This window comes from Brachyspira alvinipulli ATCC 51933 (genome assembly GCF_000518245.1).
Classification (GTDB): Bacteria; Spirochaetota; Brachyspiria; order Brachyspirales; family Brachyspiraceae; genus Brachyspira; species Brachyspira alvinipulli.
Genome location: NZ_KI912404.1, coordinates 47897 through 63650, shown reverse-complemented (window position 1 = coordinate 63650; position 15754 = coordinate 47897). Strand labels below are relative to the sequence as shown.

Genomic DNA, 15754 nt, shown 5'->3' with positions numbered 1-15754 from the left:
TGTTTAATTGTATTCATATTATAATTATTGTCAATATTATTTTGATAAATATTACAACATAAGTAGTTAATGTTTTACAAAAGAACAAAAAAACGCATTATAAATATAAAAAAACTTGACAATGCATCTTATTTTACTATACTATATAGTAATGAATAACTGAATACAGTAATATAATAGAATTGAGACGAATGATTGTGAATATGTGTGTGAAAGATTTAACAAAAGAAACGACTTTATCAATGAAAATACCTAGTGATAAATCATATATACCAAAGGTTTCTAGTGACTTTTTAATGTTTTTACGGAATAATGGAATAAAAGAATGCGATGCCTTTCAAATAGCTTTTGAGGAGGCTTTGACTAATGCTATAGTTCATGGCAACGGAAATGATTTAAATAAAAAAGTTAATATAGAATTTAATATAATTAATGATTATGTTGAAGTTATTATAGAAGATGAAGGAAATGGATTTGATTATATAATGGCTATGATAGGATTAACTGAATCTCAGGAGAATATATATAAAGACAGCGGAAGAGGTATTTTTTTAATATCACTTTATGCTGATGATTTCTATTTTGAAAATAATGGCAGCAAAATAGTTATGATTAAATACATTAATTAAAACTATATTTTAAACTTTATTCCTTTAACAATATCAAAATTACAGTTTCATTAAAAAAATATATAGTTATCACTTTTAATAGTTTAATTTTATTTTGAAATTCACTTGTTTTTGAGTTTTTTTATGATAATATATTATTTATGGATAATATAAGAAATATAAAACTTGTAGCAACTGATTTGGATGGAACTTTATTAAACGATTATAGCGAAATAAGTGATTATAATAAAAAAGTTTTCCAAAATTTAATGGATAAAGGAATAGAAGTAATACTCTCTACAGGAAGACCTCTTAATGGAATGATACGCTATAAAAATATTTTAAATAATAATAATCATTCTATAGTTTTTAATGGTGCTGTAGTTGCTGATAATGATGGTAATTTTATTTATAATAAACCTATAGATAAAAACACAGCTATGAATATTATAGATATTTATAATAAATATAAAAGCAAAGACATATATTTGCATGTTTACAGCGGAAATAAATATATAGTATCTGAAGAAGATTTTTATTTTAGAAGATATGCACAGAAAGAAAATATTTCTGATATTTTTATAGGATTGGACAATATAGAAAATTTTGAGTTCAGCAAAATGCTTTTTATAGGTGATAGAGATATACTTGAAAAGATACAGCATGATATAAATAAAAACATAAATGCTGATACATCATTTTCACATACAAATTTTTTGGAAATACTTGCTAGCGGAATTAATAAGGGAAGTGCTTTAAAGTGGCTTTGTGAGCAAAAATGTATAAAAAGAGATGAAATAATAGCCTTCGGAGATAATTATAATGATATAAAAATGATTGAATTTGCAGGAATTGGTGTGGCAGTTTCAAATGCAGAAGATGAATTGAAGAAAAAAGCTGATTATATATGTTTAAGCAATGATAAAAACGGAGTTGGTAAATTTTTAGAAGATTTTTTATCAATTTAAGTATTGACATTTTTGTTTCATTATGTTATATTATTTGACATGTCTATGCGGGAATAACTCAGTTGGTAGAGTTTCTGCTTGCCATGCAGACTGTCGCGGGTTCGAGTCCCGTTTCCCGCTCATATTAAATCCCCAATAGATTTCTCTGTTGGGGTATTTTTTTATTATTTTTTAAAGGTTTTTTAAATATGGATATTAAAGATTTAAATTTCGAAACTTCAACAGATGAAAAAGATTTAGTTACACTCAAACTAACAATTTCAAAAGATGCTTACAAAAAAGAATTAGAAAAACAAATTGAATATTATAAACCTAGAGTTAATGTTAAAGGCTTTAGAGTAGGACATGCTCCTAATAATATTATACTTTCAAGATACAGAGAAGCTTTAGAAGGTGCTACTAATGAAGTTTTAATAGATGATGCTTGGAATACTTATCATGATGAAAAAAATGTTAAGGCTTTAGGTACTCCTAAATTGCTTAACTTGGAAAATAAAGATGATGGGCTTCATCTTACTTATGAATATTATCCTATACCTGAATTTAATTTGCCTGATTTGGCTTCTATAAATGTAGAAAAAAACAAATATACTGTTGATGACAGTGTTGTTGAAGAAGCTTATAAACTTTCTCTTCATAGATTTTCTCATTTTGAAGAAAGTGAATTAAAATCTGAAATCGGAGACAGAGTTAACGTAAAAATAGAATTTGATGATGATATAAATAAAAAATATGACAAAGAACTTACAGTAGTTGCAAGCAATGATGAAAATGAAAGTATATTTGCTAAAAATGCTATAGGCGTTAAAAAAGATGATAAAAAACTTCTTAAAACTTATGTTGATGGAAGAGAAGCTACTTTAATAATGAATATAGTAAAAGTAGAAAAACCAGATATGAAAGATGATTCCAAAGAAGAAGACAGACAAAAAGTTAAAGAATCTTTAAAAGAACATTTAGTAAAAAGAGCTGAAGATAGAGCTAACAGTGAACTTGTAAATGATACATTATTTAATAAATTAATAGAATTAGTTAATATGACTCTTCCTAAAGGTTATTATGAAGAGCAATTAGAAATATCATTAAATGAATTTGAAAGATCTATGTCAAGCAGAGGAATGAGTAAAACTGATTTCTTAATTTCTGTTGCTAAAACAGATGAAGACATTAAAAAAGAGTATGAAGAAAATGTTAGAAAACAAATAACTTTTGATATGATTATGGCTAAATTAGCTGAAACATATAAAGATTCTATTACAGTAAACGAAGAAAAAGCAAAAGAATATGCTAATAGAATGTATCAATATCAAAGTTACATGGGGCTTTCTAAACTCCCTAAAGAAGAACAGCAGAACATTATAAACTACATAATGAGAGATGCACAAAACAGAGCTACTTCTGAAGCTATTTTAGATTATGTTAAAGAACATGTAAATGTTGCTGAGAAAGATGCGGGCAAATTCAAACCGGAAGAAAGCGATATTTGGGGCGGATATTAATTTATAAAATAAGGGGTTAATATAAAAGATGGAGAGAAATTACATGACTATACCTTATGTTATAGAGCAAACAAGCAGAGGTGAACGTTCTTATGATATATATTCTAGACTTTTAAAAGATAGAATTATATTTCTAGGCGGAGAAATAAATGATGATGTTGCTAATGTAGTTATAGCACAGCTTTTATTCTTGGAATCAGCTGATCCTGAAAAAGATATATCATTATATATAAATAGTCCTGGAGGAGTTGTAACTGCTGCTTTAGGTATGTATGACACTATGCAATATGTTAAGCCTGATGTTGCTACTTTATGTGTAGGACAGGCTGCTTCTGCAGGTGCTTTGCTTTTGGCAGGAGGTGCTAAAGGTAAAAGATTTGCCACTGCAAATTCAAGAATAATGATTCACCAGCCTTCAGGTGGTTCTAGAGGTATGGTTACTGACATGGAAATACAATTAAGAGAAACTATACGTTTAAAAAGCATACTTAATAATATTATGGCTAATCATACAGGACAGGATATTAAAAAACTTGAAGCTGATATGGACAGAGATTACTTTATGAGCGCTGAAGAGGCAAAAGATTATGGTATAATAGATAAAGTTTTCTCAAGCAGAGAATCATAATATAAAATTGAATATTAATTAATAAGGGGCTTATTAAAGCCCCTTATTTTTTTATAAATATAACTTTTTATTTTTTTTATTATTGAAATACTTTTATTTTGATATAAAATATATAAACTTAATTATAGTTTTTTATATGGAGAAATATGTCTAAAAAAAATAGCGATAAAAAAGAAGTTTGTTCTTTATGCGGAAGAGAATTAAAAGAATTAAACAGATATATAGAAGGAAATGAAGGATATTTATGTTCAGATTGTTCTGCAATAGCTAATGATTATTTCAATATGCATTCACAAAGCAAAATGAAGTCCAAATCAAAAGAACATGAAATAACTGTGCTTCCTCCTAAAAAAATAAAAGCATTACTTGATGAATATGTTATAGGACAAGATTATGCCAAAAAAGTTTTATCTGTTTCTGTTTATAATCATTATAAAAGAATAACTCAAAATATTGAAGATAAAAATGAAGTTGAAATAGAAAAATCAAATGTACTTTTAATAGGACCTACTGGAAGCGGTAAAACATTATTGGCTCGTACTTTAGCTAAGGCGTTAAATGTTCCTTTTGCTATTGCTGATGCTACCACTGTAACAGAAGCTGGTTATGTTGGAGATGATGTTGAAAATATACTACTTAGACTCATACAGAATGCAGATGGTGATATTAAACTTGCTGAGAAAGGCATCATATACATTGATGAAATAGATAAAATTTCACGCAAAAGTGAATCACGCTCTATAACAAGAGACGTATCTGGAGAAGGAGTACAGCAGGCATTATTAAAGATAGTAGAAGGTACTATTGCAACAGTCCCTCCTCATGGCGGAAGAAAACATCCGCATCAGGATAATTTACATATAGATACATCTAATATTCTATTTATATGCGGAGGTGCTTTCATTGATATAGAAAAATCTATTGCTGAAAGAACTTCTAAAAAAGGTTTAGGATTTGCTGCTGAAGTTAATTCTATGGATAATCTTAATTATGATGAAATAATGAAAAATATTTCTACTGAAGATTTAGTTAAATATGGACTTATACCTGAACTTATAGGAAGACTTCCTGTAATAGCTACTTTAGAGGAACTTAAAGAAGAAGAGCTTTTAAAAATATTAAAAGAACCTAAGAATGCTTTAACTAAACAGTATCAGAAATTATTTTCTTATGATAATATAGAATTAAAAATTGATGATGAAGCATTAAAATCTATAGTAAAAAAAACTATGGAAGAGCATACAGGAGCAAGAGGTTTGAGAGCTTTGTTTGAACGTGTTATGCTTGATGCTATGTATGATATGCCTTCCGATGATAAAGAGAAAAAAGTTTTTGAATTAAATAAAGATTATGTTTGTTCAAAACTTTCAATAACAGAAGAATAAAACATAAAAAAGAGCAGGATAACCTGCGCTTTTTTATGTTATTAATTTTTATAAGATAATAAAAAATCTACATCCTCACCTGTTATATAATGCTTTGGAACAATAATTGCTGACATATCATCAACATAAAGGAAAACTGACTTATTACTATTTTCTATATTTTTTATATCTTCTTTATTAAAAGAACTTGTTCCTCTCTCCTCATGAAATACTACCCTATCATCATAAACTTCAAGCTCTTTATCACCTAAAACTTTATCTAATTTACCTGACCTTACATACTCTTTTACTTTCTTAATGATTTTCTTTTCAAGACGTTTTCTATATGTAAATATTTGTAATATTGAAAATGCTGATACTAAAACTGCTATTATTAATATTAAAAAAGCATTGCTTCTAAAATAAATAGCCATTGCTGCAAAAATAACAACATAAAGAGATATTAATATTATAATAGTTCTTTTTACAGATTTAGTCATTTTCGAATTCATTTTCAAATAATAAAGCTGAAAATCTATAAAGTCATCTTCTGACAATTTATACTTATATTCTTTTTTCATTTATACTCCAATATTTATATTGTTTTTTAGTATAAATATAAGTAATATTTTTTTCAAGTATCGTAAACTTGCATTATATTCAAAATATAATATAATCCTTAATATGAGTATTTATAATTTTAAGATTAATTCTGACTTAATCTCAAGTCAAGTCAAGTCAAGTCAAGTCAAGTCAAGTCAAGTCAAGTCAAGTCAAGTCAAGTCAAGTCAAGTGGTGTAATTTAAAAAATTTTAAATATTTAGTATCCATCTTAAAAAAGACTTTTTACATTTATCTATTTTCTTTGATAGGATTAGAAAATTTTGCATTTTATAAAATATTTGGAGTTAATTCATTATGAAAGAAAAAATTAATATTTGTATGGTTTCAAACGGACATGTATTTGCTATAAATTTAGGAATATTAATCACTTCTATATTAGTTAATTCAAATAAGGAAGATGAATTTTATTTTCATATAATAACAGATAATATGTCAAATGAAGATAAGAATAAACTAATTCAATTAAAAGAAATAAAAAATTTCGATATAAAATTTTATACTCCTGATATTAATAGAATTGCTAAATATAAAAAATGGGCTAAAACATTTTGTGTACAAGAATTTTGGGGATATAGTATATATTTTAAACTAGAAGTTATTCATTTATTAACACATTTAGATAAAGTTATATTTTTAGATGTTGATCAAATGGTTTTAAAAAGTTTAAGCGAAATATATTACACCAATTTAGATAGTTATTATATTATAGCAGCAGATCATCAATTTGACATCCGATTATATAGAAATGAGACTTATAAACTTTTGAATATTAAATCAATTGAAGAATATGATAATAATAGAATAAAAAATGAAAAATCAATATATCAGCATTATAAAAATCTTCAAATAGATTATAAAAAAACTCATATACCTTTTTGTAGTGGTTTTATGTGCATGAATTTAAAATTGCTAAGAAATGAAATGAAAGAAGAATTCATAAATGATTATGTAGAAACGTGTATAAACAATAATGTTAAAGTATATGAACAGGATATTCTTATTTATTTTATAAAAAAAGATAAAATCAAATTTGTAGATCCTAAATATAATATACCAATGGCTATATGGCTAAAGGAAGAAAGTTGTGATGTATATATAGCTCATTTTTCATGTGGAAAAATATTTGAAATATCTCATGATGCTGTTCCAGCTCCAAAAGAAAAGAATAGATTATTACTTCAAGGATGGAAATATTTATCTATGACTGCCTGGTTTAAAGAAGATCCAATATATTTTATGGATAGATTTAATCAATATGATAGAACATGCTTAGAAAGAAAAATTGATAAAGTTATTAACTTTATTTTATGGATAATTCCAATAAAAGCAATTAGAGATAACATCAGAAAATTTTTTTTAGATTATTAAATAATATAATTATTGATTTATCACAAACATAATCAAATTAATATGATATTAAAAGTTATTTAGCATTTGCGTTATATTATAAATATAATATTTATGTATATTTACTCTTACTTTTTAATAATTAGTTATAACTTAATCCTAAAAAACTAATCCACAAAAGGTTTTTACATCTATCTATTTTTTATATGGATTAGACATTTTGAATTTTTTAGTATGTAAAAATATAACTTAAAAACAGATTTGTAAGGTTTTGAACCTCAATTATTGGAAGGTGCTATAAATACAATAAAAAACATAAGCCTGTTTTAATAATAAGCATATATCATAATTACCATGATTTTTTGAGATAAAACCTATGATAGATAGTTGGAATTTAGTATATAAATTTAAAATAATTAAACTTGTGCAAAAGAAACAATTATAGTTGGAATAATATTATTTACACAAGTACATTAATTTATAACTAAGGCTTGATTTATATTCAAAATACAATATAATATTAAACATGAAAATATTTAATTTTATTAAATCAGACTTAATTGTCAAGTCAAGTCAAGTCAAGTCAAGTCAAGTCAAGTCAAGTCAAGTCAAGTCAAGTCAAGTCAAGTCAAGTCAAGTCAAGTCAAGTCAAGTGGTGTAATTTAAAAAATTTTAAATATTTAGTATCTATCTTAAAAAAGACTTTTTACATTTACCTATTTTCTTTGATAGGGTTAGAAAATTTTGCATTTTATGAAATATTTGGAGTTAATTCATTATGAAAGAAGTTATAAATATATGTTTAATATCAAACGGGCATGTTTATGCTATAAATACAGGTATTCTAATTGTATCTATATTAATGAATTCAGATCAAGACGATAAATTCTATTTTCATATTATAACTAATGACATGTCAGATGAGGATAAAAATAAATTAATTCAATTAAAAGAAATAAAGGATTTTAATATAAAATTTTACACCCCAGATTTAAATGTATTGGAAAAATATAAAGAATTTGTTAATAAAACTAAAATACCATTTTATTGGGGATATAGTCCTTTTTTAAGACTTGAAATAATGAATATATTAAAAGATGTTGATAAAGTAATTAGTATGGATGTTGATTTGGTAGTTTTAAAAAATTTGAAAGAACTATTTTATGCTGATATTAGTAATTATGATATTTTATCTATAAAATATGAAAAAGACAGATCAAAATCACTTAGATTTGAAGAATTCAATTTTTTATATGGAGAAAAAGAAAAAAAGAAAGAAAAAATAGAGAATGATGATTTTTATAATAAAATGTTAAAAATGGGTATTGTAAATAAAAACCCAGAAGATTTGATTTTTGTAGGTGTCATGTATATGAACTTGAAATCATTAAGAAATATTATTTCTCATGAAAAAGTTTGTAAATATTTCAATAAATTAATTGATTCAAAAATTTATGGTGCCGGAGAAGGATATTTTTTTGATTATTTCATTCCAAAAGAAAGAATTTTAATGCTTGATGAAAAATATCAAACAGATATGGCTATATGGCGTAAGGAAGAATATTGTGATGATGTATATATTGCCCATTATTCTTGTGGTAAAGTATTTGAACCATCCTGCTATTTTATACCAAAAGAAAAAAATAGTCTGTTATTAAAAGGTTGGAAATATTTAATTATGACACCATGGTTTAAAGAAGATCCAATATATTTTATGAATATATTTAACCAGTATGATAATATTCGTTTAGAAAGAAAAATTAATAAAATTGTGGATATTATAGTTTGGTTAATACCTCTAAAAACTGTTAGAGATAAAATTAGAAAAATGTTTTTATATTAATTTGTGGAAGGTTATAAATGAGTATATTTGAAAAATATAAATTATCTTTATATATACCAATAAAAAAATATAGAGAAATATATAGAAATAATATTATTAATAAATGGAACAAGTTAGAAAAATTAAGTGTACTTGAAATACATATAGCGGATCATTGTAATTTTTCTTGTTATAGCTGTATGCATTATTCTCAATTATCTGAAGAAAAATATTATGATATTGATATATTTGAAAAAGATATTAAAAGAATGAGTTATTTAACTAATTCTGCTATAAAGGAAATTCGTATTATGGGGGGAGAACCTCTATTAAATAAAAGGTGTAAAGATTACTTAACTATAACAAGAAAATATTTTCCATTTACTGGCATTATTCTTGTTACCAATGGAATTCTTTTAATAAAGCAAAATGAGGATTTTTGGAAGTCTATGCATAATAATAATGTATACTTAAATCCTACAAAATATCCTATTAACATAAATATAGATAAAATATTAGAGTTATGTAAAGAATATGATGTTAATATTAATTTTTATGGTGAAGGTAATAAAGATGATTATGTAAAATACAGTTATTGTTCTTCTTTTGATATTGACGGAAAACAGAATGCAGAAGATAGTTTTAAAAAATGTTATCCATCATGTTTTCATTTAAGAGACGGTAAATTTTATATTTGTCCTCAAGCAGCTTATATCAATATATTTAATAAATATTTTAATGTTAATTTAGAAATTACAAGTAAAGATTATTTAGATATATATAAATGTTCAAAAGATGATATTTTTACTTATATAAATAATCCTATTCCATTTTGCAGATATTGTGTTAGACCAATAAAGATTGCAGGTGAATGGAGACCTTCGAAAAAAATAATTGATGAGTATATATATATAAAAAATATTTAATAAGTATTTTATTAATTAATAATATTTATTTTATGTCAAAAGGAAATAAATTTATACATTTAAAAAAAATTAAAAGATTTAGATATTTATTTTATAAACACGATATAAAATATGACATGTAATATATATTAAATATCTATACCCAAAAATTGCTTAACTAAAAGTCCTACTAAAAAGCTAATACCGGCAACAGTTAAGCTAATTCCTGCCATTTCAATAAATCTCTTTTTAAATGGAAGACTTTTAGCAACAGATACATAGTAAGTAAAGAAAAATATTATAAATACTACTATACAAAGCATTGTAATTAATGCATATAAATAATGATTATTAGGATATACTAAATAAGGCAATATCAAAAGACTCACAGTTATTAAATACATTATTCCTGTATATAAACATGACTTCAAGGCATTTTTATCACCATCCGCTTTAGCTGATAAATATTCTGAAGAAGCCATAGAAAGAGTGGCAGATATCCCTGTTATAATACCTGATAATGCAACAAGTTTATTATCCTGTAAGGCAAAACTAAGACCTGCCAATGTGCCGCTAATTTCAACTAATGCATCGCTTAAACCTAAAACCATAGAACCTACATATTTTAATCTGTCTTCATCTAAAATAGATATAAGTTTATTTTCATGCTCTTCTTCATCGAATGCTATCTTTTTAGCATCGGGTACTTCAGCAACTATTTTTGAATATATATACTCAGCATTTTTCTCCCCGCCTTCCATTATTTTTATAACAAAAGTATACCCAAAAATTATACTTAATATAAAAAATTTAAATACTTTAAACTTCTGAGGTTTTAATTTCTTTTTAGTATATTTTTCAAGTATTTTTGCATGAGCATATTCTTCTTTGCCTATACTTATAAGAACATTTTTATCATCTTCTTTTTTTACGAATTTTGCCAAATTTAAATAAACAGCATGCTCAGTAACTTCATTTTGCTGCAATTCTAATAAGAATTTTAGAGTTTCTTTTGAAATAGTATTATCCATTATAGTTTATCCAATATAGTTTTATATATAGTACAATGAAATATTATTAATTTCTAGCATTTTTTATATTACATAAAAAATTATTATATTAAAGATAAATATAGTATTTTTTATAATTATATTTGCATTTTATTATATCTATGTTATTATGAAACATATTATGTAGTATTGATTGGGGGTTTTAATGATTAATCTAAGCATTTTAATACGTTCATCTATAAATATTGTACAGGTTATAAGCTATGAAACCATGAGAATAGAGGGAGAGATTTCAAGAACTGCTGCAGAGTTAAAAAGAGACTGGTATAAATGGGGAATTGCATCTGGGCTTAAAAAAATGTTAAATAATGGAAAAAATTATGAAGAAATAGATGGAAAAGATGATGCATTATTTATACTTGATTGGTATCAAAGCGATGAGGCAAAAAATTCTATATTAATGCTTCAGGACTATGAATTGCATATAGATAGCCCTAGATTAATAAGCAAAATAAAAGATATAAGCTACAGTAATTACAGCGACAGAACTTTAATACTTCTTCAAACAAAAAGAAGTCTTCCATCTGAATTAGAAAAAGATGTATATATTGTAGAAGAAGATTTGCCGGATAGAAGCGATTTAACAGTAATGTTTGAACATACATGCAAACAATACAATATAACCCCAATGGGAAATAAAGAAAAAATAGTTGATTCTGCATTAGGATTAACTATAATGGAAGCTAAAAGAGCATTTTCCAAAGCAATAGTACAGGCAGGAAAATTAACAGAAGAAGAGATACCAATAATAATATCCGAGAAAGAAACTATCATAAAAAACAGCGGACATTTAGAATATTATCATCATAATGAAACATTAGATGATATAGGCGGACTTGATGTTTTAAAAAATTGGCTTAGAAGAAGAGGAAGAGCATTTGAACAAGGTGCTAAAGATTATGGACTTGAAACTCCTAGAGGAATACTTTTATTAGGAATACCAGGAACAGGAAAGAGCTTATGTGCTAAAGCAGTAGGTGCAGCTTGGCAGTTTCCTATTATCAAACTAGATATGGGTAAAGTTTTTGCAGGACATGTTGGAGAATCTGAAAGTAATATTAGAAAAGCATTGAAAATAGCAGAAGCAGTATCACCTTCTATTCTTTGGATAGATGAGATAGAAAAAGGACTTTCAGGTATGCAGTCATCAGGCTCTACGGACGGAGGTACTACTTCAAGAGTATTGGGAACATTTTTAACTTGGATGCAGGAAAAGAAAAAACCAGTATTTGTAGTAGCTACTGCTAATGATATAAGAGGACTTCCTCCTGAGCTTTTAAGAAAGGGACGTTTCGATGAAAACTTTTTTGTGGATTTACCTATGAAGCCGGACAGAGAAGAGATAATCAAAATACATTTAGCTAAATTTAAAAGAGATTATAAAAATTTCGATGTTTCAAAAATTGCAAATGAATGCGAATTGTTCTCAGGAGCAGAAATAGAAGAAGCTATTAAAGAAGCATTATTTAATGCATTTGATGAAGACAAGGAAGTTACTACAGAGCATATAATAGATGCTATGAAAAGAACATACCCTATATCAAAAACATTTGAAGATTTGGAAGGCATGAGAAGATGGGCAAGAGCAAGAGCGGTACTAGCTTCATCTAATACTTGGGCAGAGGATGCAGACTCTAAAAATAAACCTATACCTAAATTAAAGCAGGAGCAGTATAATCCTTTTATTCAGTAATGTATTAGTAAACAATAATAAATTGTATTAATGAATAGTTTTTATTATTTTTTGTTAGATTAGGATTAGATTATAAAAAATAATTATTTTAAACTTATAATATTAATTGAATATGTTTTTAATTTTCGTACTATTAATATATATATAAGAATAAATAGGAGATAAAATATAAATGGGAAAATACGGTTCAAGGTATAATATAGATTTGGATTATACTTCTATAGATGAAAATGTTTTTATAAATACTATGCGTAGTATTGGATTTAGTGCTTATAAAAGAGGAAATACTAAACAAATATTTTGTGATTATGAAGATATAGAATTTAATATAATTTATAAAGATAAAAAATCTCTTATATGGATAAAAAGCAGTGCCAGTGCTTTAGCTTCATTCTTGGTAGATAAAAAAGTTTTAAAATATGATGATATGTATACAAAAGCTGGTTACTTTAGAGATAATCCTATAATATATAATGTTATTTGCGAACATATAGTAAATATGTCATGTCTTGGTGCTGCTCCTGCCATAAGCAGAGGAGATGCACATTGGTCTTATGAATTTTTACTTCATCATTTTTTTAATTATATAACTATAGAATATGAAAAGAAATTAGGTACATATAAACCAAGCGATACTATAACCATAGGGTTAAGTGAAAAATTAATAAAAAAATTATTATCTTCAAACGAAGAAAAAAATAAATTTTTTGAATATACTAAAATAACAGATGAAGCTAAAAATATATTTTTAAATGATTTAGAAAAAATCCCATTAAGTAAAAGAAGTTCATCATCATCATTATTTTATCCGCTTACAAAAATGATAAGTAATTCAAATTATTCAGATTATATATTTACTTTACAATCATATTTCTATAATAATGGTCAAAACATACAAAAAAATAATTCTTCAGAAAAACAAAGTAATTCAGAGTCAAAAGAAGATATTAAAACTGATAATTCAGAAAATATAATCAAAGAAGAGATAATTAATTATATTCCAAAGTGTAAAGATAAATTAAAAGAAATAAAAGAATTATCTAAAGATTTTGAATATGCTATAAAAAATGATTATTATAAAGACTGCGATGATATAGAAAGCAAATTAAATAACGGTATTGATAATAAAAATGAACTTAATAAAATTATAGATGAGATTAATAATTTATATAGAAATGCTTATAATAAAAAACATAATAAATCTTCGCTTGCTTATATAATGGATGTTGAAGAAAATATAGACTTGTTAGAGCATATTTAATTTTTTAAAGAAGTTAGTAGAAATAAAAATTGTGAGTATCTGACATTTGCAAAAATGTCAGAGTTTAAATGCGAACAATTTTTATTTATATATAGAAGAAAATATAGACTTGTTAGAACATATTTAATTTTTTAAAAAGGTTAGTAAAAATAAAATATAAACTTAATAATTTATATTAAAAATTTTTAAGTTTGTCAAAAATCAGTTTTTATGTTTTTATTATTTTCGGGGACTAGCCCCCGAACCCCCACTTCTTTTGGTGACCCAAAGAAGCAAAAAGACTGCATTTTAGCTTAAATTTAATAATTTATCCTACATATAAAATATAATTAGTACTGTTTAATACTAATTTTACATTTGCACTTTTTGGTTCTTTTTGCGGCGGGAAAAAGTTGACTAAAAAAATGACAAACTTAAAAATTCTTAGTATATATAAAAAAACTTGATTATAGAATATATTAATGAGGAAATATTTTCCTGCTATAATGATACATTATTCATCAAATATAATTAATACTATTTTTTATAAATAATTTTTCCATGATTTTTTATATCATTTATTAATTCTTGATTTTCTATATCATTATAAGAAATAACATCAAATTTTAAAAGAGTAGGAAGCTCTGATAATTCTTCTTTTAGTCTTTCGCAAAATAGTAAATCAAACTTTCCTATTACAGCCAAATCTATATCCGAATTATATTTTTCTTTATCAATTGCCCTAGAACCAAACAGTATAACATGTTCTATATTCTCATAAGAACTGCATATATTTTTTATACCTTCTTTTATCTTTTCATCAAGCATTAATATTTACCCTTTAATTATTTATTCTTTACAAAAAGAAATTATATAATTCATTAAGTATTTTCAAATAATGATTTTCTATCTTGATAATAATTTCTTTGAATTTAATAAAATCATAAGTATGTGAAAGTAAATTACGGCTAAGCATCATATCAATAAAATCATCTTGACTTTTGATAATCTTTGCTGAATATGCTTCTTTAAAAATATTTCTTGGAGATATATCTATATTGTTTAAACTTCCATTGTATTCTAAATAATCTTTCAAGGTTTTACAAGCTAATTCATAAGTATATTCAAATCTTTGAATAACACCTTCCTGTTCTAATAATGATAATTCATTTATTTCTCTTTCTTCAAATACACTTTTTAATAAGTTAAATGCTTTTTCAAAATTGTTAAATCTCTGTTTCCAGCGAATATTCTCTGACATAATATTTCCAATAATTTTTAATTGCAATTATATAATTTAGACTATATTTATCAAGCTTTAATTTTTTCCCATAAGTAAGTAAAACGCACGCTAAACAAAATTATAAATATAGAATAATTATAAATTAAAATTTAAACTACAAATAAAATTCAGTTCACCGTGCGTTAAATAAATTATCAAGTTAGGCGGGCATACTTTTTATAAATTAAGCAAAAAAGTTAATGAAAGCTTTATTTTTAGTACAAAATAAAAAAGCATAGATGGCTGGAATAGTAAAAAAAATTAAAAATATAAAATTTTATAAATCTAAGACTCTATATTATTTAAATTTTATCTTGGTATATTTTATAAAAGTTTCAAAAATTAATACCCCAATCCATTTCATCGCATATTTCTATTGCTGCTTTATTATTTTGTTTAGCTAATTTAACAATTCTTTGTTTGTACTCATTTTTAGATATATAGCCTGCTAAATCATAACCTTTTATAAAATCATTATAAGCTTCTTCATTATGTCCTAAATAAGAGTTAGATATACCTTTATTATAATAATACATAAAATTATTTGGATTCAGTTCTATGGCTTTATTAAAATCTGTAATGGCTTCTTTATATTGTTTTAAATTATTTTTAGCACTGCCTCTATTATTATAAGCTTCTGAATTACTAGGATTTAATTCTATGGCTTTATTATAATCTTTAATAGCTTCTTCATATTGGTTTAA

15 protein-coding genes and 1 tRNA gene are annotated in these 15754 nt (G+C 24.9%); 11 read left to right on the top strand and 5 right to left on the bottom strand.

The annotated features are described in order from the left end of the window. Positions 1-191: 191 nt before the first annotated feature. The 6 genes from T324_RS0110430 (at position 192) to clpX (ending at position 5088) form a co-directional block, all read left to right on the top strand. Positions 192-629: an ATP-binding protein gene (locus tag T324_RS0110430; protein ID WP_084548654.1), complete on the top strand. Its 438-nt coding sequence runs from the start codon at positions 192-194 to the stop codon at positions 627-629. 140 nt (positions 630-769) lie between these two features. Beyond that, positions 770-1576, top strand: a complete 807-nt coding sequence (locus T324_RS0110425; RefSeq protein WP_028330201.1) for a Cof-type HAD-IIB family hydrolase — start codon at positions 770-772, stop codon at positions 1574-1576. A 47-nt stretch (positions 1577-1623) separates the two neighbouring features. Then, positions 1624-1696 (top strand) — tRNA-Gly (locus tag T324_RS0110420). A 68-nt stretch (positions 1697-1764) separates the two neighbouring features. Then, positions 1765-3075 carry a trigger factor gene (locus tag T324_RS0110415; RefSeq protein WP_028330200.1) on the top strand — a complete coding sequence of 437 codons (1311 nt, stop codon included), beginning with the start codon at positions 1765-1767 and terminating at the stop codon, positions 3073-3075. A 43-nt stretch (positions 3076-3118) separates the two neighbouring features. Then, positions 3119-3703 (top strand): ATP-dependent Clp endopeptidase proteolytic subunit ClpP, encoded by a 585-nt coding sequence (gene clpP / locus T324_RS0110410; protein ID WP_051436838.1) that lies wholly within the window; start codon positions 3119-3121, stop codon positions 3701-3703. Between the two features lie 146 nt (positions 3704-3849). Then, a complete protein-coding gene (gene clpX, locus T324_RS0110405; protein WP_028330198.1) occupies positions 3850-5088 on the top strand; it encodes an ATP-dependent Clp protease ATP-binding subunit ClpX in 1239 nt (412 codons plus the stop codon). A 41-nt stretch (positions 5089-5129) separates the two neighbouring features. Here clpX and T324_RS0110400 read toward each other — a convergent pair whose 3' ends face one another. Further along, positions 5130-5648 (bottom strand): YcxB family protein, encoded by a 519-nt coding sequence (locus tag T324_RS0110400; RefSeq protein WP_028330197.1) that lies wholly within the window; start codon positions 5646-5648, stop codon positions 5130-5132. 337 nt (positions 5649-5985) lie between these two features. Between T324_RS0110400 and T324_RS17760 the strand changes: the two genes are divergently transcribed. From T324_RS17760 to T324_RS17180, 3 genes are all read left to right on the top strand, one after another. Next, complete coding sequence (locus tag T324_RS17760; RefSeq protein WP_051436837.1) at positions 5986-7059, top strand: glycosyltransferase family 8 protein; 1074 nt, start codon at positions 5986-5988, stop codon at positions 7057-7059. A gap of 757 nt (positions 7060-7816) precedes the next feature. Next, entirely contained in the window at positions 7817-8881 is a 1065-nt protein-coding gene (locus T324_RS17755) for a glycosyltransferase (protein ID WP_051436836.1), read from the top strand. A gap of 17 nt (positions 8882-8898) precedes the next feature. Beyond that, positions 8899-9786, top strand: a complete 888-nt coding sequence (locus T324_RS17180; protein WP_038375219.1) for a radical SAM protein — start codon at positions 8899-8901, stop codon at positions 9784-9786. A gap of 128 nt (positions 9787-9914) precedes the next feature. On the opposite strand, the gene T324_RS0110380 is transcribed toward T324_RS17180, so the two are convergent. Then, positions 9915-10796: a VIT1/CCC1 transporter family protein gene (locus tag T324_RS0110380; RefSeq protein ID WP_028330196.1), complete on the bottom strand. Its 882-nt coding sequence runs from the start codon at positions 10794-10796 to the stop codon at positions 9915-9917. Between the two features lie 184 nt (positions 10797-10980). Between T324_RS0110380 and T324_RS0110375 the strand changes: the two genes are divergently transcribed. Together T324_RS0110375 and T324_RS0110370 are read left to right on the top strand one after the other, a co-directional pair. After that, complete coding sequence (locus T324_RS0110375) at positions 10981-12528, top strand: AAA family ATPase (protein WP_028330195.1); 1548 nt, start codon at positions 10981-10983, stop codon at positions 12526-12528. Between the two features lie 172 nt (positions 12529-12700). Next, positions 12701-13789 (top strand): hypothetical protein, encoded by a 1089-nt coding sequence (locus tag T324_RS0110370; protein ID WP_028330194.1) that lies wholly within the window; start codon positions 12701-12703, stop codon positions 13787-13789. Positions 13790-14305: 516 nt separating this feature from the next. Here T324_RS0110370 and T324_RS0110365 read toward each other — a convergent pair. The 3 genes from T324_RS0110365 to T324_RS17175 form a co-directional block, all read right to left on the bottom strand. Beyond that, entirely contained in the window at positions 14306-14596 is a 291-nt protein-coding gene (locus T324_RS0110365; RefSeq protein WP_028330193.1) for a nucleotidyltransferase domain-containing protein, read from the bottom strand. Positions 14597-14624: 28 nt separating this feature from the next. After that, positions 14625-15029 (bottom strand): HI0074 family nucleotidyltransferase substrate-binding subunit, encoded by a 405-nt coding sequence (locus tag T324_RS0110360; RefSeq protein ID WP_028330192.1) that lies wholly within the window; start codon positions 15027-15029, stop codon positions 14625-14627. 356 nt (positions 15030-15385) lie between these two features. Next, positions 15386-15754, bottom strand: a 369-nt coding sequence (locus T324_RS17175) for a tetratricopeptide repeat protein (protein ID WP_038375218.1), incomplete at its 5' end; no start/stop codon positions are given.

Excerpts from the sequence above, each read along its gene's own strand:
- T324_RS0110430 (WP_084548654.1), top strand. The coding sequence starts at position 192 with ATGATTGTGAATATGTGTGTGAAAGATTTAACAAAAGAAACGACTTTA.
- T324_RS0110425 (WP_028330201.1), top strand. The coding sequence starts at position 770 with ATGGATAATATAAGAAATATAAAACTTGTAGCAACTGATTTGGATGGA.
- T324_RS0110415 (WP_028330200.1), top strand. The coding sequence starts at position 1,765 with ATGGATATTAAAGATTTAAATTTCGAAACTTCAACAGATGAAAAAGAT.
- clpP (WP_051436838.1), top strand. The coding sequence starts at position 3,119 with ATGACTATACCTTATGTTATAGAGCAAACAAGCAGAGGTGAACGTTCT.
- clpX (WP_028330198.1), top strand. The coding sequence starts at position 3,850 with ATGTCTAAAAAAAATAGCGATAAAAAAGAAGTTTGTTCTTTATGCGGA.
- T324_RS0110400 (WP_028330197.1), bottom strand. The coding sequence starts at position 5,648 with ATGAAAAAAGAATATAAGTATAAATTGTCAGAAGATGACTTTATAGAT.
- T324_RS17760 (WP_051436837.1), top strand. The coding sequence starts at position 5,986 with ATGAAAGAAAAAATTAATATTTGTATGGTTTCAAACGGACATGTATTT.
- T324_RS17755 (WP_051436836.1), top strand. The coding sequence starts at position 7,817 with ATGAAAGAAGTTATAAATATATGTTTAATATCAAACGGGCATGTTTAT.
- T324_RS17180 (WP_038375219.1), top strand. The coding sequence starts at position 8,899 with ATGAGTATATTTGAAAAATATAAATTATCTTTATATATACCAATAAAA.
- T324_RS0110380 (WP_028330196.1), bottom strand. The coding sequence starts at position 10,796 with ATGGATAATACTATTTCAAAAGAAACTCTAAAATTCTTATTAGAATTG.
- T324_RS0110375 (WP_028330195.1), top strand. The coding sequence starts at position 10,981 with ATGATTAATCTAAGCATTTTAATACGTTCATCTATAAATATTGTACAG.
- T324_RS0110370 (WP_028330194.1), top strand. The coding sequence starts at position 12,701 with ATGGGAAAATACGGTTCAAGGTATAATATAGATTTGGATTATACTTCT.
- T324_RS0110365 (WP_028330193.1), bottom strand. The coding sequence starts at position 14,596 with ATGCTTGATGAAAAGATAAAAGAAGGTATAAAAAATATATGCAGTTCT.
- T324_RS0110360 (WP_028330192.1), bottom strand. The coding sequence starts at position 15,029 with ATGTCAGAGAATATTCGCTGGAAACAGAGATTTAACAATTTTGAAAAA.